Here is a 19369-nt window from a genome sequence, read left to right on the forward strand (position 1 = left end):
TTACTTTTTATTTCTCTGGGTTTAATTGACGAAGCTCTTGTTTAATTTCTGTTTTTGCTTTTGTCTTCTCATCAATTTCTTTAATTACACGTGCTGGAGTACCTGCAACAACTGTGTATGGAGGCACATCTTCTGTTACAACAGCTCCTGCTGCTACAACTGCACCTTTACCTACTGTAACACCCTCTAAAACAACTACGTTTGCACCGATTACTACATCATCTTCAACGATAACTGGTTTTGCAGAAGGTGGCTCAATAACACCTGCAAGTACAGCACCTGCACCTACGTGACAGTTTTTACCGACTGTTGCACGTCCACCAAGTACTGCGTTCATGTCGATCATAGAACCTTCACCAATTACAGCACCAATGTTAATTGTTGCATTCATCATAATTACAGCGTTGTCACCAATTTCAACATGGTCACGAATAATAGCACCTGGCTCGATGCGAGCTTTAATACCTTTTAAATCAAGCATTGGAATTGCAGAATTACGACGATCGTTTTCTACAACGTAGTCAACGATGTGCTTATTATTCTCATCAAGAATTGTCTTAATTTCAGACCATTCTCCGAATAATACACCTGATTTTTTATTCACAAATGCTTGTACTGTTTCAGGGAATGTTACTTCTTTTAAATCCCCTTTTATGTATACCTTTACAGGAGTTTTCTTTTCACTTTTTTGAATAAACGAAATAATTTCGTTAGCGTCCATCATTTTCATTCTTGTTGCCTCCTAAATCCATTTATAATGTTACTCTACCAAACGAAAGAGCGAGTAGCAAGATAATAATCTTATTTTTCCCTTTGAATTTCTTCTATAATTTCTAAAAATGCTTGTACTTGCTTCAACTGCCTTGCCGAGTCACTTGTTAACAACCATGTTTCTCTCGTCAGTTGAACAGGTGTTTTATACATATTTTCCTGTACTTCCTTTAAAACAGTAGAAGGTAAAAGGGCGTAACCTATACCATTTAAAACAAGTTGTTTGCATGTTTCAATTTGGTCAACTACAATCGTTCGCTTAGGCGGATTAGAAAATAAACCATACCACCAATTTTGTATTTGTCCATAATAAGTTGAGTCACTTTTAAATTGAATGAACGGTCTATTTGTTTCTTTTAGCATCGAAATATCTTTTATTTCTTTATCAACTAAATACAGTTCATCTTCAAATAATTGTTGCTTTTGACCTTTATATTCTTGTGTTCCCCTCAGTATAGCAACATGAACGTCTCCTTCATAAAACTGCTTTTGCACTTCACTACTCCATCCAGTAAACAGCGATATCTTTACAGAAGGATATTTATGCACAAACTTTTTCAAAACAGGAGGGAGCCAATATTGACCAATAACTGATGCAACAGCTATTTTTAAAGTTCCATGAGTTTCCGTTCTAAAAACAGCTAGCTCACTTTTTATATCCTCTTCCTTTTGCAACATTTCTTTGGCATAATTTGCAACTTTTTCCCCTTCAGGTGTAATTGTCAATCCTTTTTGTGAGCGAATAAAAAACTTCATTCCCCATTGTTTCTCCATAGATTGTAATCGTTGACTCAGCGCAGGTTGTGAAACAAATAAACGTTCCGCCGCTTTTCTCATATTTGATTCCTGAGCTAACACAACCATCATTTGAAAATCATCAATTTGCAACTTTCTCCCTCTTTCCTTAGCTTCCATACACCTTATTCCATTAAGCTTTCATTCAGAAAATACAATTTTTCAGCGCAAACTTCCCTTATGTTTTATGTCTTTTTTAATATAATACATACACAAGTGATATGCACGAAAAAAAAGTGACTTCTTCGTTTCTATGAAGTCACTTTTCTCACGTTATCGATTATGTTGCCTTACTTTCTTATTCAACAATTTTAAAATAGCCCGACGTGTTAAAATCCCCTCAAAATAGCCTTCTTCATTAACAGCGCAAATAAAAGGATGATCAATTGTCATTTCTAAAGCTTTTGCAAATGAATCTTCTAATTTAAGAAAAGGTATATCTTCCTTCATCACCTGCTCTACTTTCATATCATCAAGTCTTTCAAACTCAATACGCTCTAATCCTAATATACCATCTAATATCATGGCCGTACTAATCAAACCATGTAATTTATACATTGGATCTAAGACAGGTATCGCCGAATATCCAGATTTCACAAGAACGAGTAAAGCATGTTCTAAACCATTTCCAATTTGGACATGAGCTACTTTTTCCGATGAAATCATTAAATCCTTCACAAGAATTTGTTGAAATTCGTCTTTCGGAATACTAATCATATTACATCCCCCATTTTCCCTTTTTCCTGCTTATGTTCATAACTCTATTCACATTTTATGACAGCGTTTTCATATTATTATTTTGTCCTAAATTTATTTCAATAAAAATACAATCACACAGCTATTTTAGCATACAGCACAAAAAAAAGACTACCATTCCGGTAGCACTTAATACCCTTTATTTTTTAATCTGTAAAATAACCTTGTGATTTTTTTATATTGCATCACATCTGTCTGTTTCAAACCATTCTCAATGTCCGTAAGTTCCACAGCTAAAATTTCACTTGCATAATTTTGCTGAAATAAAATATCTAGTAGTAAACTTTCTTCTTCCTTCGTTAAAACAACTTCCCTTTGCATATACCCCTCTCCTTACACTCGCATCGTTACTCACTCTTATTATATAAAAAATTTAACCTATTTAATAGATGTAATATTCAGTTTTTACCAAAAGATATGTAGCAATTATAAACATACAAAAAATCATTTCGTATATCGATTTGCATAACTAAACGCCGCATAAGCATCCGGCTTAATTTTTGCAGTTAATCCCATCGCTCGAATTTTTTCTGTCATATCTAAAATAAATTCTCTTGTTAAACCATCATTCCCAATGTCTAAATGAATTTCCATTATGAATCCAGCCCCATCTTGAGCATAAGGATGCAATAACTCCCATATTGTTTGTATATGAGTAGGCGTAAATAGACATGCGATTTCTTGACTAAACTGCGTTTCTAAATATATTTTCTCACGTAAGGTCGCTGGCTTATCTTTTACTGATCTATGGTGTAAACAACCCCAGGCACCTTTTCCAACACGATGAATATGGATTGCTGTAATAAACCTCGTATCCTTTTGATGCGCTTGCGAGTCTGTCCCAATGGATAATCGATACAAATTTCGCGGATCCTTTTCAATGAAACTACAAATACGGTTAAAGACCATATCAAAATTTAAATGTCTCTCTGAAACATTGTAAAATTTATGTGCACCGTCCACAGAGTCACGTCCTTTCAATTAGACAGACTTTTCGTATTCTCATTGTATGGGACAAAAACTAAAATTATAACTTCCTATCCTTTATTCGTTTCAATATTTCGAATTACAAAGTGACAAACTTGACACGTATAAATTACATTTTGATTAGATTGAGCCGTTAATACATGAATAATCTCAGCAGAACTTTGACAATTAGGACAAATCACAACTGGTAAACGTTCCATACGATAACCTCCTAGTTATATTTCTCCCGCTATTTGCAGAACCCAGCAATTGTGAGAAGTTTAGCTTCACATATTCACCCGGTTGACGGGACTACTTATCCACATGGATAAGCAAACTTGCACGGATTAAATTTTCATTTTAATACCATTGTAGGAAAAATCAAAAACTTCTATACATTACGCTGGAAAGTAATAGAACTAAAAAAGGTACTGCCATATGGCAGTACCTTTTTTATATGTATCAAGAAATGATATCGTAAATCTCAATTGCAACCATGTCGATATTATCGAATTGGTACACTTGAGGTTTTTCACCTTGTTGATACACTTCTAACTCATACATTTCACTTTTATCGAAAAATTTCACGCTACATTTGCGCTCACCGTTCACTTCAAAATAGCGTTGTGCTACTTCACCGCTTTCAGCTTGTTCTTGTAGACTAACAAGTCGAGTTAAAATTCCTTGGAGTAGAGACATGAAATCTCTCCTTTCTCTGATCTTCCTACCAATAGGTTTTACAGCTATACTCATTCTATCCGTCATAACAGAAAAAATGTTCCACACTCTAGGATAAAGGTTATTAGCCAGAAACTCAACTAAAATTTGTCGAAATGCGAAGGAAAAAACAGAAAGAACATATTTCCTCTTCTTTATTGCGGTTTTCATACTGGAAGAATATAATAAAAAACAGAAAAAGGGAGGAATTACAATGAAAAAAATTGAGGTTTATACACAACCTGATTGTCCGCCATGTGTTATTGTGAAAGAATTTTTGAAGCATAATAACGTTGCATATGAAGAATTTGACGTAAAAAAAGACCCTGCTGCTCGCAACCGTCTTTTAAACGACTATGATTCCTATTCAACTCCAACAGTCGTAATTGATGGCGAAGTAGTTGCAGGTTTTCAAATTGAAAAGTTACAACAACTACTCAATATAGAATAGGAATAGGTAAATACCTATTCCTATTCTTATCCCGCTGTTTGTAGGTAGTAAAACTCCCACTAATTAAAAGTTTCACTTTATAATTGTTGCAACCTTTTTATTTCAGTTAAAAGTTCCTGACTTTCATGATATCCTGCTAACTTCCATTTATCTTGATCCCTTTTCAATGTTACAATTTGATATTGTCCACTTTTTGTCCGCTCATATACATATAAATTTTTATGCTCTTGATCATACGACATTTTCGTTTCTGAATTAAAAGAAAACGGTGCTTCTTTTGCCGGAAGTAAATATTCACCACTTTGTTTATCACTTCTGCTATTTTCATCTGTAAATACTTGAAGGAAATTATCTGTAAAATACGGTGATAACGTCTCTATCATCTTATTCATCGGCAAATGCTTCCCACGAATTGAAAACTGGGTTTCATAGCCTTTTTGTATCGTTGTAAATACTTCTTTCCGATCCACTTCCACTTCCTCTTTCCCTAAAACAGTCGTAACACTATAACCAACTAGAAAGGCAACACATACAAATAGAACAAGCCATATTCCATATTTCCTCATTTTTTCACCTTCCTTTTAAAAGAACTTGTCTTTGTAGTATTCATTGTAACAATGATTATGCAAAGAAAGGACAGATTTCGTTCGTAAAATCTTTACAACGATAGACAGCATTTTCATCACCATTTTCACTATTACCAATTTATGATAAAAACAAACAAAAAATGCACGAATCTCTTCGTGCATTAAAATAAAACATCTTCTTCATATAAATATTCATATGATAAATCTATAAATAAAAAGTTGTCATCATCTATTGGGAAAGAAAATGTTCGTACCATTTCGCCCGTTTCGATATCTGCATATAAATCTGAAAGCCTTGCCTTATTCTCAAAACGCATTTTCATGATATTCTCGAGAAAATACGGGCGCCAACTCCAGTTCTTCATATAATAATCCGGCATCACAATCCATTCTCCATCTTTTTTCATAACATTTCCTGATTGTTGGAAACCATCTTCATTACAAATAAATATGCGAAAACTATACTGTGATACACTTTGACTAAATTGTAATAACCAATCATTGATATCTTCATTCTTTTTTTGTTTTGATAAAACATCGCCAATGCGATCGCGTAACATCTCTGTTAAATTATAAATTTTTTGTAACTTCTTCTTTTCATGTTGAATAAACTGATGACATTCATTACCAAGTCGCTCTTTCAAAACATTCGTTTCAATAAAATCAGGTAAACATTCTTTCAAATAATTACCTTGATAATATCTTCCGCCGTTCTTCCAAGCATATTGCAGTTGATAAAAAGCATCTATTTCTTCATATAACAAAGTTGCACCAATTCTTCTAGCAAGTAATGATAAAGAATATAAAATATCTTGATAAGATTGTAAAAGTGCTGTTTGCCTTAAGTTCGTTAAATCTACTTTTAAAATATCAGGTGCTAACACGCTAATACGCTCTAAATTACTTGTGCCCGTTCCGACTTTATTAATCGAAATTTGAATACCATATGTACGATAATACATAAGCAAATGATTAAATTGCTCTATATCTTCTTTACATTCATGCTCTGTAATCTCTAAAACAATTTGTTTTAAATTTAAACCTTGTTCTTCATACCTCAATAAAAGTTGAAGCAAGCTTTCATCATCATCATTCATTAATACATTAGCATTCCGATGTATAAATAATAATAATTTTTGATCGCTTTCTAAATAACGATTTAAAGCTTTTTCTACTATAATATTATCCGCTTCCAGTTGAAATTCACTTGGAATCGAATCATCGTGAAAGAAAGAAGCTAAACTTTGTATGCCCTCTTCTGTTTGAATACGTCCTACTACTTCGTATCCAATTACAGTATGCTCATCAGCACTAAAAATAGCTTGATAATAAGGAAGGACTTTATCCAAGTTACTCATTACATCTAATGCATCTATCAACGTGCTTCCCTCCCTTTACTTTTCAAAAATTATAACATGATATTTACGGAAAAATAATAAAAAATCCCTTCAGTTTTCCTGAAGGGATTAGAGGGGTAAAATGCTAAGGGGAATTAGCAATTCTACTATGAAGAAAAAAGAGGTCTTAAATATAACGTATATATGACCTCTTGTAAACACTTTTCTTTCATATGTCACAATTCCGTCACATTTAACCATAAAAAATGAATCAAACATTCATTTTTTTATCCCTTTTAAAATGGATATTGATGTAAATGTTGTCCTCCATCCATTGTCATGCAAGTTCCATTTATGTACGCAGCTTCATCTGAACATAAATAATAAGCTAGACCAGCGATTTCTTCTGGCGTACCCAGCCTTCCAAGCGGAACACTTTGTATCGTACGTTTAGCCATTTCTTCTGAAATCCATAATTTATCAGCACCGCCCGTACGTTCAATTGGTCCTGGCGCGATAGCGTTAACTCGTATTCCATATTTACGTCCCCACTCAACAGCGAGCGTCTTCGTCATCGCTAATACTCCTGCCTTCGCTGCAGCCGAATGAATAACTCCTGGACCAGCATCCCATGCATATGTTGCTACCATGTTAATGATATTCCCTTTTATACCTTTTTCAATCCAATATTTTCCGACAGCATGACTACAGTAAAACGTACCATTTAACACAATATTAATGACTGAATTCCAGCCATTCACAGATAAATCTTCTGCTGGACAAATAAAGTTTCCAGCTGCATTATTTATTAAAACATCAATTCTCCCAAACTTCTCATCAATCTGTTCAATCATTTTCTGAATGTCATCCGTATTTCTTACATCCATTTGTACAGGTAATACTTGCCCTGGAAATTGTTCAATTTCCAACTTTGTTTCCTCTAGTTTTTCCTTTGTACGTCCTGTAATAACAACTCGTGCCCCTTCTTTTGCAAAACGAGTCGCCATTCCTTTTCCCATTCCACTCGATCCACCTGTTATAATAACTACCTTTTCTTTCACATACATCCCCTCCAAAAAATGAATACATATTCATTTTATCACTTTATTTAATAGAAATCTTTATATTTTTAAACTTTTCTGATATTTTAACGTAAAGAACTTTCTTTTTATTCATTTTTTTTCGTAATCTATACTACTTTTTTATTATGTAAAGTATATTTTAAATAAACTGAAAGGAGATTTGAGTAGCCTATAAATGGAATAAAAACATTGAGGTATACTCATATTTTTATGAAGCACATTACAAGAAGAAATTTTTTAAAAATTGGTATGCGTACTTGTCTCTATTCATTTATAACCAGCAGCATCGGATACTACTATGCTAAATATATAGAGCCCCATTTCATTTCTTTTACACAGCACACATTAAAATCACAACTCATCCCAAAAAGTTTTCATGGTATGAAAATTCTTCAATTCAGCGATTTACATCTCGGATACTATTTCTCGCTTCAACATTTATCTAAAGTTGTTTCTAAAATTAATGCTGTAAATCCAGATATTGTCCTTTTTACCGGAGATCTCATTGATAATTATCAAACGTATACTGACACTCCTTTCGTTGCATCCATTTTAAAAAATATACAAGCCCCCTTCGGTAAATTCGCTATTTATGGTAACCATGATCACGGTGGATATGGAACTGAATACTATGAGCACATCATGCGTGAATCAGGATTTGAGCTATTGCTAAATAGTGAAAAAAGAATTCGTCTAATGGATAATAGTGAAATTTCTATTTTCGGTCTCGATGATATACTACTAGGCAAACCAAAAATAGAGAAAACATTAGCGCATGCACGGCAAAGTACTTATAACATTGTTCTTGTTCACGAACCAGATATCGCGCCCCAAGTTTCTAGATATCCAATCAACTTGCAACTTTCTGGTCATAGTCACGGCGGACAAGTACAAATTCCTTTTTTAGGAACTATTATTACACCTTCACTCGCCAAAGACTATATTGAAGGCTTCTATACAATTCAGGATTTAACTCTCTATGTCAATCGAGGCCTGGGAAGAACACGTGTCCCATTTCGTTTTATGTCAAAACCTGAAATCACAATTTTTACACTCCAACATTCGTAATAATTCGCCTATTTTCTTACATATCCTTTCTTGTACGCGCTCATCCATGTTTCGTTTACCATATGATAAAAATGAGTCCAATAAAGGAGGTATGTTCATGTATCCATATTATCAACCAATTCCAGTCCGTTCAGCACCTATTGGTCCAGTAGGCGACTCACGCTTCTTCCCGTTTTTTGGCGTTCCCTTTCTAGCTGGAATTGCTGGTGGATTGCTCGGCGGAGCATTAGCTTTCGGCCCTCGACCATTTTATCCACCTTATCCACCACCTTTTCCGCCGCCAGCACCTTATCCTTGTTACGGTGGACCATGTCAGCAACCATACTATTACTAAGTTAAAATAAAGATTCTTTCAAATATTATTCTCTCAACGAGCCATCTCATTACACGCTTATAATAAAACTATTGTTTCTACTCATCCTTCCATTTTTGGAGCATATGAGTAGAAAAAAGTAAAAACCTCTTATTGACATAAGAGGTTTTTACTTTTTTTATTATTCAGCGTCTGTATTTTGATACGCCATCTTAAACAACTTCACTTGGCTATCAATTTCTTCTGTACTACCATTAATAACATAATAGTAATCACCATCTTTATTTTGTTCACGTGTTTTCACATTATCAGCTAATGTAAGCTGTAAAATCGCCTTAATTCGTGCCTTCATTTCAATATCTAATATCGGGAAAGATATTTCCACTCGCTTCTCCATATTTCGCGTCATCAAATCAGCTGAAGATAAATATATTTTCTCCTCCCCATTATGATGGAAATAATAAATACGGCTATGTTCTAAATATCTTCCAACAACACTAACTACACGAATATTTTCACTTACATTTGAAATGCCAGGTCGTAGGCAACATGTCCCTCGAACAATGAGCTCTACCTTTACTCCAGCTTGTGATGCTTCGTACATTTTTTTTATTAATGGTTTATCTGTTAATGAATTCATCTTAGCGATAATATATCCATTGCCATATTGCCTATGATAACGGATTTCTTCATCTATTAAATCTATAAATTGCTCTCTTATATCAAATGGTGCAACCGATAAATGATGAAACTGTGGCTTTGTTGTATAACCACTTAAATAATTAAAGAAATTGGTTGCATCAACCCCAAAGTCTTTTCTTGATGTAATATATCCAAAATCAGTATATAACTTCGCTGTTGCATCATTATAGTTTCCAGTTCCAAGATGTACGAACCTTTCAATTTTTCCGTTTTTTCTTCTTACAACTAACGTAATTTTACTATGTGTTTTCAAGTGACTTACACCGTAAATAACATGACAGCCTGCCTGTTCCAATTCTTTAGCCCAATGAACGTTGTTTTCTTCATCAAACCTTGCCTTTAATTCAACTAATACCGTCACTTGTTTTCCCTTTTCAGCCGCTATCTTTAACGCCTGAATAATTGGTGAATCACCACTTACACGATATAACGTTTGTTTAATCGCAAGTACATTCGGATCGTCTGCCGCATCACGAACAAAATCAACTACCGGCTGAAAGGATTCAAAAGGATGATGTAATAAAATATCATGCTCAATTGCTTTTTCAAATACATCTTCTTCATCACCTAAATCTTGAGGCGGTTGCGGAATAAGAGCTGGATATACAAGATGTTCATATAAAGGAGCTAGTTTTTTATATAAAGAAAACAAACATGTTAAATCTAATGGACCATCCATTATATATACATCTTCATCTTTTACTTCCAGAACCTCATATAATAATGCTAATACTCTTTCATCAATGTGTTCTTTCCCAACCTCTAAACGAACAGCAGCCCCCCACTTACGCTTTTTTAATTCTTTTTCAATTACCTTTAATAAATCTCTCGCACCTTCTTCATGAATCGTTAAATCTGCATTGCGTGTAATACGGAAACGAGTAACAGATGATACTGTATATCCCGTAAATAATTTATGAGTAAAGCTACTAATTACGTCTTCTAATAAAATAAATTTATGCTTTTGCCCTTCGCTCGGTAAAATTATGAAGCGCTCAAGTAATGAAGGAACTTGCACAATTCCTAATTTCGTCCTGTTTTCTTCTTCCGCTTGCTTCTCATCATATAAAAGAGTAGCCAAATTCAAACTTTTGTTTAATAACATTGGAAATGGGCGATATGCATCAATAGCTACAGGAGTTAACACCGGAAAAATTTGCTCATCAAAATACTCTTCTATAAATTCTCGCTGCTCTTTCGTCAAATCATTGAATGTTAAACGTTCAATTCCCTCTAACTCAAGCGCTGGTAATACATAATTTTTAAATGTATCATATTGTACTGTCATTAGTGCATGGGCTTTTATCGCAATTTTATTTAATTGCTTTTTTGGTGTTAAGCCAGCTTTATTTTCTGGTTGATTAAATCCAGCACTCACTTGATCCTTTAATCCCGCTACACGTACCATAAAAAATTCATCTAAATTCGAACTAAAAATACTAATAAATTTCAATCTTTCCAAAAGTGGATTATTTGCATCTTGCGCTTCTTGTAAGACACGTTCATTAAATGCTAACCAACTTAACTCTCGATTATTGTAATAAGCTGTATCATTTAAATTTACTGCATTCCCCTTCAATAATTCCATTCTCTTCACACTTCCCCTTGAAACTTTTTTACTATAATTTAGTTACTTTTATTTTAGCAAATTACAATATTATAAAGTGTAAATTTTTTGTAAAGACATCCGTACAACCTAATGTTTTAGTTCAAATAACAAGTTAATATTCGTTTTTAATACTCTTTCTAACTGTTTTTTTTGTTTTTCAGCTTGCACTTTTTCCGCTAATGCTGATTGTTCGCATAAAACTTTAAACGTTAACCCTTCTTCGTTTTCTGTTATAGATATGGTATCAACAAGCGATCGTTGCCTTACATTTAAAGTAGCTGAAAATTGTAAAACAGCTCCTAACAGGCGGATTTTTTTTTGTTCGCTTTTATCAAACCAACCTTCAAATGGTGATAAATGTTGTTTAAATAACATTTTTGATTTATACGATGCAATAAGTGCTAGCCTTACTCGATCTTTATGCATCATGCCATCAATTGTCTTATTCGCTAATAAATAAAACGTATGTAAACGGCTCGCTTCTTCGTCTATATATTTGCCTATATTAAATACTTTCGCTGCTTGATGGAACACTTCCCAGTCTTTTATTGACATAGAAATAAGCCCTATTTCCTCAAGTTGTTTGCAAATTAGTCTTCCATGTTTAATAAGTTGAATTACAAATTCCATATCCATTTCGTATTCATGTGATAGTAAATGCAAACTTTCTTCAACTACGTTCGGATAATATGAAATCCCCAAATCTTTTGTCAACTCTTCATAGAAAACACCTTCTCTTAACCCTTTTCTACTTAATACAAATGCCGGTGCCTCTATAACATGAACAAGTGTATGAAATACTTCAACCGCTGGAATAATCGTATCCGCTCGATCTTTTGCCAATCCTTCCAATTTCTGAAGTTCTATGAACGACAATTTTCCTAATTCATCTTTTACATTTTCAATATCTTCTTCTTTCATCTTGTATAAATGTAATCCTGCTATAGGATAACATATTAAATTTTGATGGATTTTTACTAAGTTCCTCGCACTACCACCAATTGCAATAAGAGGCAATTTCTTATTGCTTAACCATGGTAACGTTCGAAATTGAAACTCTAAATACCGTTGCATTCCTTCTAACTCATCTTTAGTAGGAATATCACCTTTAATAAATTGTTGCTTTAAAGAAAGTGCCCCAAAAGGAAAACTATGGTACTCTAAAATCTCTCTATTTCTAAAGTATGTAACTTCCGTACTTCCCCCACCAATATCTACCGTTATTCCTTCTGAAAACGATGTAGAATTCATAACCGCCAAGTATCCGTAACGCGCTTCCTCATACTCTGATAATACTCTAAGAGTAAAGTCCGTTTGTCCTTCAATAAGCTTTTTAATTTCCTCTTGATTCTCAGACTGTCTAATTGTTGCTGTTGCAACACAAAGTACATGATGCAACTGATGGAACCTTGTACTTTCTTGAAATTGAAATAATGTCTGTAATAATACTTCTATTCCCTCTTCATTCAACACACCATCAATTAAGTAATTCCTTAACCTAGCAACCACTTTTGTATTTTCAATCTCTTTATAAAAACCTCCATTTTTCTTTTCATAAATAACTAAACGCATTGTATTAGATCCAATATCTATAATGGCATACTGTTGTTTTAATATTTCTTTCAAACTTCTCACTCTTTCATTATCAAATTTCAAAAACATATTCTATTACTATTATACAAAATAGTTGTTTTTTGTAACAATATTGCTTTAATATTGAAAATATATACAATCACTTTTTGCATATAATAAAAACCTCTTTTATTTATGGTATAATAATGAAAAATTGAAAGGAGATTCAATATGAAACCTTCACAACCACAATCTCAATTACAAAACCAACATTCTATTAATCGACTAGCTCAATCTATTTTCGTTGTGAATCGTCATGCTAAAGCAGCTACTAATCCTAAATATTTATACTGGTTAAAAAAGACAGCTTTAGAACGTTTGATTGCTGAAAAAAAAGCAATTAAAGAAGGATTACATTTTTCTAGAAACCCACGTTTTAGCCAACAACAATCTGATGTCCTTATACGTTTAGGCGATTATTTTTTCCACATCCCTCCTACGAAAGAAGATTTTCGAATTCTACCGCATCTTGGTCATCTTGAATCCTCCTATCGAAATCCGAAAACAACCTTATCTTTAACAGTAGCAAAAAAAACACTTCAAGATTATATTGGTCCTGAAGCATTGAAACAAGAAAAAAAATTAAGTGAACCTGTTCCATGGTATAGTCGTACTTATACAAAAAAATAAAACAATTTGGCCAAGTGTAGGCCAAACTGTTTTATTTTTTCTCTTCTTTAATTTTAATATTTGCTTGTTTATAAAAAGCTACTTTTTCTGTATTATAAGACTTTGTGAATTCATTAAATTTATCTTTTTCTGACTCAATATCCTTATAAGATTGATTTACTACTTTTACTTTTTCACTAATATCTTTTAATTTAGTACCTTTATCTTGTAACATTGTGTATAACTCTTTTTCTTGTTTTAAAGATTTATTATAGCTGTCATACATTTTATTAAATGAATCGTGTCGTTTCTCATAGGTGCTTTTCACTTTATCAGCTTGATCTTTCAACTTATTATCTTCAATTTTCTTCACATACTTATCAGCTGACTTCACTTCTTCTTGCGCTTTATTTAAAGCCTCTTTTTCTTTTGTAAGTACTTTTTCTCGTTCAGTTGTATTCTTTGCTGCTTGATTCAATTTTTCTTTAACAGTTTGATTATTATCTTTTCCTTCTTGCACAATCTGGTTATATAATTCTTGTCCTTCTTTCTCTAAAGCCTCAAGTTTTTTTGCATCTTCAAACATTGTTTTTTCTTGTTTAGCAGCGTTTTCAAACGCTACATATAATTCTTCTTCTGGTTTCGGTCCAAAACAACCGGCTAATAAAGTCATTGATAATGCAGTTATAATTGCTAATTTACTATATTTCAACATCTCTTCCTCCTATTTATAAACGACCATCGTGTAATATAAAAAAGTTATAAAATATGTAATTGTTCTATACACTCGCATCTTTTTTACGAAGATCATTAATATTGTTTGTACGAATTATTACTTAATATTACATTATTCTTTTTGAAGTATTTAGCAGTTCCATATCCATTTTTAAGTATAGTTCTTCGTGTTTTTTAAAACCTGTTCACACTATGTATTACCTTAATGGCCACAGAATTTCACCTCAGTCTTAATAAGACTATAATAGTTCACCTGATAAAAGGTGATCGTTCCGCTCTCACGTCTATCATTCCCTTTCCAGCTTTCTATCAAATAATCTCTTTGTTCATTTTACACAGTACAATCAATATCTCGCAACAACTTACAAATATTCTTTTCATTTCCTAAAAAGGAAAAGTGTAGAGCTTGCTTTCCTCTACACTTTTAAAATAAAACACATTGTGCAAATTGTATTGGCACTACCATCATAATTATATGCTTATTTCATATATTTTTAAAGACTTTTATTACAAACGCAACGTTTTTTGTAATAAAAGTCAAAAAAATGTTACAAATAAAACTTCTTCCTATCATATATCTTCAAATCAAAGCTTCACTCATTTTCTTGCAAATTTCTATACTGATACAATTGATTTTGCGACTTTCTCAACAGTTCTTCAAACGTTTTTCCTTCTACTGGATAGCTAGCTGCTCCAAATAAAAGAGTGACACTGAGTAAATCACCTTCTATTTCACTTTCAATATTTTTCATTAATCTGTTTGTTATTGTTGATGTTTCATGACCATTATCAATTGCTACAATAACATACTTATTTTCATCCCACTTTGTAACAACATCTCCCTTCCGAATTGTCTTTACAATGGTACTCTCTAATTTTTGTACTAACACTCCCAATTTTTTTTCTTGCAACGTGTCTTTTAATCCTTCCCATTCTTTTACAGAAAGAATGTAAACCGTAATATTACGGGAATCTCTTTCAGATAAAGCGGCTACTTTCCCAAAAAAATCAACAACAAAATCGTTGCTTGCCATTCCTCCTCCTTCCACATTCATACGCTTGTTCGCTCTTTTATCGTACCAATGTCCAAAATAATAACTTAGTATCATTTGCAATATATAAATAATAAAGACGGTATAAAATGATCGTGAATCCAGTTTTGCAATTACATCCTGAAGTGCAATCCATTCTGTAACTGCCACTGTATTTCCAAGTAATAATCCACTAATTTTCCCTTTATGTTTCATACTTCTCCCCCTTTTATACCAATATATGTTTCTATATCAATAATGTTTTTCTACAAAATAAAAAATGTACATATGCAATGTACATTTCTGCTTAAGCTTGTATACCTTTCCTACTCTATTTCATATATATAATATATAACTTTTATAGAAAGGAGTAATCTATATGCTACAAAAAGAGAATCTATCAGATGCTATGCGTTTACTAGCTGGTTTTCTATTATCATTAAAATTATTATTTACCTCTTTCGGCATACACTTTATTACAAACGATCAAATCGACGCTATTGTTAATGTTGTTTCATTTTTATTTATTCTATACTTTGGCTACAAAAATAACTATGTAGGAAAAAAAGGAATAGAGCAAAAGAAAATACTCAAAAAACACAACCTTCACTAAAAAAGGAACCTTTTGTACAGGTTCCTTTTTATCATTGCCGCACAACAACTTCATTTGTTTGCAGTGGACCATATGATATCTCTTTATCTTGAAATGTATATGTAGCCTGAAAGAATGCTTGTTTAAGAGCTTTATCTTTATTAGCTTTTATTTTGCAACGTAGTTCCACCTTTTCATTCGGTAACAAATCATCAATTCGCCACCTTACAAGCTGGAATAAAAACTCACTTATCCCCTTATCAACTTTTAAAGAATTAGGAATATAAGCAAAGTAATCTCGAATCATATGACTTACAACAACTCTCGAAATCATTTCTACCCCTTTATTTTCCACTTCAATTCGCATAATAAGTATGTCGTTTACATCGTAGGTCAATTCATACGAAAATTGTTCTGTATACATACTACCAATTTGCAATGTAACGGCTACTTGAGGAAATTCATTTTCCTTTTTCGATCCGTCAATCCACAATACTGGTTGTAGCGGTATTGAATACTTTCCTGTATCCGAAATTCGTCCCCATATTTTCATAATATATATTCACCTCATTTCAGATGTACCATACACACAATGAATTCCCCAACTTACTAAAGCTTGCTACAAGTAATGTTTAATATTTCTCTTCCTTTTATCCTATTCGACAATATGAAGAAAAAACCATTTTTCATCTATTAACAGAAGGTGTTCTTTATGAAATTTTTTTACAATTTACTTCATTTCCTTTATAGCAATATTCGTATCGCTCACTCGTTCTCTACTCATATGAAAGAATATTTTGACGGAAGAAAAAATTTGCCTTATAGTCAAATTTGACTATAATATTCTTTATGGCATATTAGTGCACTTATGGAAAAGAAATTAAAATCAACTATACATTTAAATTTTTTATCCACTGCACTCAAAACTTAATATAGTTTACTTATTTCTAAAGGAGGGTTATATTTGGAAATTCAACCATTAAAAAAAGACACCAACAAGACAAAATTTGTTGTTGCTGGTTTGCTGCTTGGTATATTAATGGCCGCAATGGATAATACAATCGTTGCAACCGCAATGGCAACAATCGTTGGAGACCTAGGAGGCTTTGATAAGTTTGTTTGGGTCACATCAGCTTATATGGTAGCAACAATGGCAGGGATGCCTATCTTTGGGAAACTTTCTGATATGTACGGGCGGAAACGTTTTTATATTGGGGGCCTCATTCTTTTCTTATTCGGTTCTGCGCTTTGCGGAACAGCTTCAAGTATTGAGCAATTAAGTATTTATAGAGCTATTCAAGGTATCGGTGGTGGTGCCCTTATGCCTATCGCCTTTACAATTATGTATGATATCTTCCCACCAGAAAAACGCGGGAAGATGACAGGGCTATTCGGTGCTGTTTTCGGGACATCTAGTGTATTCGGTCCTTTATTAGGTGCTTATATTACAGACTATATAAGTTGGCATTGGGTCTTCTATATCAATATTCCATTAGGACTTATCTCCTTTTTCTTCATTACTAAATACTACAGTGAGTCTCTAGAATTTAGAAAACAAAAAATTGATTGGGCTGGTGCTATTACACTTGTCATAAGTATCGTTTGCTTAATGTTCGCATTAGAACTTGGTGGTAAGGAATATGCCTGGAATTCCACTGTAATTATTGGCTTATTTACAACAGTAGTTATTGCGCTTATTATTTTCTTCTTTGTAGAAAGAAAAGCAACCGAGCCTATTATTTCGTTCCATCTATTTAAAAAACCTTTATTCGCAGCTAGTCAAGGAGTTGCCTTTTTCTATGGTGCTGCTTTTATTATCTGTACAGTTTATATTCCAATCTTCATTCAAGGCGTTCTTGGAGGTTCGGCCTCTAATGCTGGATTAATTTTAACACCAATGATGGTTGGTTCTGTAATTGGAAGTCAAACAGGAGGACAATTAGCTTCTCGAACAAGCTATCGTAACATTATGATGGTATCTGGTGTCTTCTTCGTTCTTGGTATTTATTCATTAAGTACTTTAACAATGGACACACCTCGTTTACTCGTAACACTATTTATGATTCTCGCTGGGCTTGGTGTTGGCTTCTCATTCTCAGTATTAAGTATGTCTTCTATTCACAAGTTAGAAATGCGAGACCGCGGTTCGGCGACATCAACAAACTCATTCTTCCGATCACTCGGTATGACTCTTGGTGTAACGATTTTCGGTACAATTCAAAATCATATTTTTACAGATAAACTAAACTCTGTGTTCCCCCCTGAACTAGCAAAATTAGCTCCAAAAGGCGGAGACACAAGTTTCTTATTATCACCAGGCGCTACCGCAAAAATTCCTGCTGAAATATTAGCGGGTATTAAAGAAGCTCTCGCTACATCTATTGCGAACACATTCTTCTGGGCACTCATCCCGGCTGTACTAAGTGTTATTTGTATTTTACTAATGGGAAATGAACGCCTCTTTACAGGCCCTAAAAAGAACGAAAAACAAAAGCAAGTCAGTTAATATAAAAAAGAAGCGGCATATCCCTTTATGAAAAAGGATATGCCGTTTATAATATGTATAAAGTTTTTATATACAGGAGTTGAGACAGCATGAGCATGAAATTAGTCATTCTCGGCTTGCTACTCGAAGGAGATAAACATCCATATGAAGTGCAGCATATTATGAAAGAACGACAAATGGATTGTTATATTAAATATGCTAAAGGATCACTTTATTACGCTTTCGAGCAATTAGAAAAGCAAGGCGCAATTCACATTACAAATGTAATTAGAGACACAAACCGACCTGACAAAACGATTTTTCATATAACAGAAGAAGGCAAAAAACTATTCCACACTTTACTATTAAAACAATTCGAAGCAAAAAACCAAATATATAAACCTATTTATTCAGCCCTATCTTTCGCTCACTTTAGCAATGATCATGAATTAGTTCCTATTTTAGAAAAAAAGAAAAATGATACTCTTCAATATTTACATACTATGCAAACGATATATGATTGTAATAAAGGAAAGGTTCCACGTGCACAACTATATATCTTGCAAAGTGTAATTGAGCATATTACAGTTGAATTACAATGGCTAAACACCCTCCTTAAAGATGCTATAGCAGGCCGACTTTCAGAAGTTGCTATAGATGAAAATTGAGCTATGAAAGAAGACATCCCTACTTCTTTCATAGCTCAATTTCTCTTTTTATACTGTAATATTATTAGTTACTTCAGAATAAAAAGTCAGAATAATAAGAAATAAAAACTTTGGAATTTTCTTATTTTAAAACAGTAGACAAAATTCCAAAAATTGTGTTAGAATTTGTTTCAATATCATATCGCTTGTTAAATTCCTTTCAAAAGGAAAATAGGTACACGAACATTTCGTTTCGTGTTTAAAAGGGAAGCTTGGTGAAACTCCAACACGGTCCCGCCACTGTAAATGCTGAGATTTCTTTTTGGTGCCACTGTGAAAACGGGAAGGTGAAAGAAATTATATGAAGCATAAGTCAGGAGACCTGCCTGTTTTAACAACACTGATAGATTCACGGATGATGATGAGGTGTTAAAACAAAAAGGAAGGCTTATTTTCTATGTCTTTGCACTTTTTGTTATAAGTA

22 protein-coding genes and 1 riboswitch are annotated in these 19369 nt (G+C 33.2%); of the genes, 7 read left to right on the forward strand and 15 right to left on the reverse strand.

Annotated elements, in window-relative coordinates:
• Window positions 1-7: 7 nt before the first annotated feature.
• The 7 genes from dapD to BUA87_RS20570 form a co-directional block, all read right to left on the reverse strand.
• Window positions 8-730 (reverse strand): 2,3,4,5-tetrahydropyridine-2,6-dicarboxylate N-acetyltransferase, encoded by a 723-nt coding sequence (dapD, locus tag BUA87_RS20545; protein ID WP_000783241.1) that lies wholly within the window; start codon window positions 728-730, stop codon window positions 8-10.
• Window positions 731-801: 71 nt separating this feature from the next.
• Window positions 802-1686 (reverse strand): LysR family transcriptional regulator, encoded by an 885-nt coding sequence (locus BUA87_RS20550; RefSeq protein WP_002094125.1) that lies wholly within the window; start codon window positions 1684-1686, stop codon window positions 802-804.
• A 153-nt stretch (window positions 1687-1839) separates the two neighbouring features.
• Window positions 1840-2283, reverse strand: coding sequence for a cyclic-di-AMP-binding protein CbpB (cbpB, locus tag BUA87_RS20555; RefSeq protein ID WP_072940557.1), 444 nt, complete (start codon window positions 2281-2283; stop codon window positions 1840-1842).
• 168 nt (window positions 2284-2451) lie between these two features.
• The gene (gene abbA, locus BUA87_RS20560) at window positions 2452-2643 is read right to left on the reverse strand and encodes an antirepressor AbbA (RefSeq protein ID WP_001188692.1); all 192 of its coding nucleotides are present in this window, start codon (window positions 2641-2643) and stop codon (window positions 2452-2454) included.
• A gap of 123 nt (window positions 2644-2766) precedes the next feature.
• A complete protein-coding gene (locus tag BUA87_RS20565; protein WP_000348490.1) occupies window positions 2767-3285 on the reverse strand; it encodes a ribonuclease H-like YkuK family protein in 519 nt (172 codons plus the stop codon).
• 74 nt (window positions 3286-3359) lie between these two features.
• Window positions 3360-3509, reverse strand: coding sequence for a hypothetical protein (locus BUA87_RS31405; RefSeq protein WP_000440540.1), 150 nt, complete (start codon window positions 3507-3509; stop codon window positions 3360-3362).
• 241 nt (window positions 3510-3750) lie between these two features.
• On the reverse strand, window positions 3751-3987 hold the full coding sequence (locus tag BUA87_RS20570; protein ID WP_000055151.1) for a YkuJ family protein: 237 nt from the start codon (window positions 3985-3987) through the stop codon (window positions 3751-3753).
• A 232-nt stretch (window positions 3988-4219) separates the two neighbouring features.
• Here BUA87_RS20570 and BUA87_RS20575 point away from each other — a divergent pair, with 232 nt between their 5' ends.
• A complete protein-coding gene (locus tag BUA87_RS20575; protein WP_071713520.1) occupies window positions 4220-4456 on the forward strand; it encodes a glutaredoxin family protein in 237 nt (78 codons plus the stop codon).
• 77 nt (window positions 4457-4533) lie between these two features.
• Here the strand turns inward: BUA87_RS20575 and BUA87_RS20580 are convergent, their stop codons facing one another.
• The 3 genes from BUA87_RS20580 to fadH all read right to left on the reverse strand — a co-directional run bounded on the left by BUA87_RS20580 (window position 4534) and on the right by fadH (window position 7441).
• The gene (locus BUA87_RS20580) at window positions 4534-5022 is read right to left on the reverse strand and encodes a DUF3993 domain-containing protein (protein ID WP_001233805.1); all 489 of its coding nucleotides are present in this window, start codon (window positions 5020-5022) and stop codon (window positions 4534-4536) included.
• A gap of 182 nt (window positions 5023-5204) precedes the next feature.
• The gene (locus BUA87_RS20585) at window positions 5205-6422 is read right to left on the reverse strand and encodes an EAL domain-containing protein (RefSeq protein ID WP_000564307.1); all 1218 of its coding nucleotides are present in this window, start codon (window positions 6420-6422) and stop codon (window positions 5205-5207) included.
• A gap of 254 nt (window positions 6423-6676) precedes the next feature.
• Window positions 6677-7441, reverse strand: a complete 765-nt coding sequence (gene fadH, locus BUA87_RS20590) for a 2,4-dienoyl-CoA reductase (RefSeq protein WP_000660913.1) — start codon at window positions 7439-7441, stop codon at window positions 6677-6679.
• 231 nt (window positions 7442-7672) lie between these two features.
• On the opposite strand from fadH, the gene BUA87_RS20595 reads away from it, so the two are divergent.
• Together BUA87_RS20595 and BUA87_RS20600 are read left to right on the forward strand one after the other, a co-directional pair.
• Complete coding sequence (locus BUA87_RS20595) at window positions 7673-8530, forward strand: metallophosphoesterase (protein ID WP_071713552.1); 858 nt, start codon at window positions 7673-7675, stop codon at window positions 8528-8530.
• 97 nt (window positions 8531-8627) lie between these two features.
• Window positions 8628-8864, forward strand: coding sequence for a hypothetical protein (locus tag BUA87_RS20600; RefSeq protein ID WP_000283738.1), 237 nt, complete (start codon window positions 8628-8630; stop codon window positions 8862-8864).
• A gap of 160 nt (window positions 8865-9024) precedes the next feature.
• On the opposite strand, the gene BUA87_RS20605 is transcribed toward BUA87_RS20600, so the two are convergent.
• A complete protein-coding gene (locus tag BUA87_RS20605) occupies window positions 9025-11133 on the reverse strand; it encodes a polyphosphate kinase (protein WP_000421681.1) in 2109 nt (702 codons plus the stop codon).
• A 108-nt stretch (window positions 11134-11241) separates the two neighbouring features.
• Window positions 11242-12816, reverse strand: coding sequence for a Ppx/GppA family phosphatase (locus BUA87_RS20610; protein ID WP_071713521.1), 1575 nt, complete (start codon window positions 12814-12816; stop codon window positions 11242-11244).
• 141 nt (window positions 12817-12957) lie between these two features.
• Here BUA87_RS20610 and BUA87_RS20615 point away from each other — a divergent pair, with 141 nt between their 5' ends.
• Window positions 12958-13416, forward strand: a complete 459-nt coding sequence (locus BUA87_RS20615) for a YkyB family protein (protein ID WP_000804864.1) — start codon at window positions 12958-12960, stop codon at window positions 13414-13416.
• 31 nt (window positions 13417-13447) lie between these two features.
• Here the strand turns inward: BUA87_RS20615 and BUA87_RS20620 are convergent, their stop codons facing one another.
• Both BUA87_RS20620 and BUA87_RS20625 read right to left on the reverse strand, forming a co-directional pair.
• Window positions 13448-14110, reverse strand: a complete 663-nt coding sequence (locus BUA87_RS20620) for a YkyA family protein (RefSeq protein ID WP_000922465.1) — start codon at window positions 14108-14110, stop codon at window positions 13448-13450.
• A 613-nt stretch (window positions 14111-14723) separates the two neighbouring features.
• Complete coding sequence (locus BUA87_RS20625; RefSeq protein ID WP_000680816.1) at window positions 14724-15377, reverse strand: diguanylate cyclase domain-containing protein; 654 nt, start codon at window positions 15375-15377, stop codon at window positions 14724-14726.
• A 163-nt stretch (window positions 15378-15540) separates the two neighbouring features.
• Between BUA87_RS20625 and BUA87_RS20630 the strand changes: the two genes are divergently transcribed.
• Window positions 15541-15774, forward strand: coding sequence for an SPP1 phage holin family protein (locus tag BUA87_RS20630; RefSeq protein WP_000939446.1), 234 nt, complete (start codon window positions 15541-15543; stop codon window positions 15772-15774).
• A 31-nt stretch (window positions 15775-15805) separates the two neighbouring features.
• Here BUA87_RS20630 and BUA87_RS20635 read toward each other — a convergent pair whose 3' ends face one another.
• Entirely contained in the window at window positions 15806-16306 is a 501-nt protein-coding gene (locus BUA87_RS20635; protein ID WP_000708119.1) for a hypothetical protein, read from the reverse strand.
• 411 nt (window positions 16307-16717) lie between these two features.
• Between BUA87_RS20635 and BUA87_RS20640 the strand changes: the two genes are divergently transcribed.
• Both BUA87_RS20640 and BUA87_RS20645 read left to right on the forward strand, forming a co-directional pair.
• Window positions 16718-18259, forward strand: coding sequence for an MDR family MFS transporter (locus BUA87_RS20640; RefSeq protein ID WP_072940560.1), 1542 nt, complete (start codon window positions 16718-16720; stop codon window positions 18257-18259).
• A gap of 89 nt (window positions 18260-18348) precedes the next feature.
• Window positions 18349-18906 (forward strand): PadR family transcriptional regulator, encoded by a 558-nt coding sequence (locus BUA87_RS20645; protein WP_000062063.1) that lies wholly within the window; start codon window positions 18349-18351, stop codon window positions 18904-18906.
• Window positions 18907-19101: 195 nt separating this feature from the next.
• Window positions 19102-19290: riboswitch (cobalamin riboswitch) on the forward strand.
• Window positions 19291-19369: the final 79 nt, after the last annotated feature.

The sequence above is a fragment of the Bacillus sp. bc15 genome (assembly GCF_900142585.1).
GTDB classification, from domain to species: Bacteria; Bacillota; Bacilli; order Bacillales; family Bacillaceae_G; genus Bacillus_A; species Bacillus_A cereus.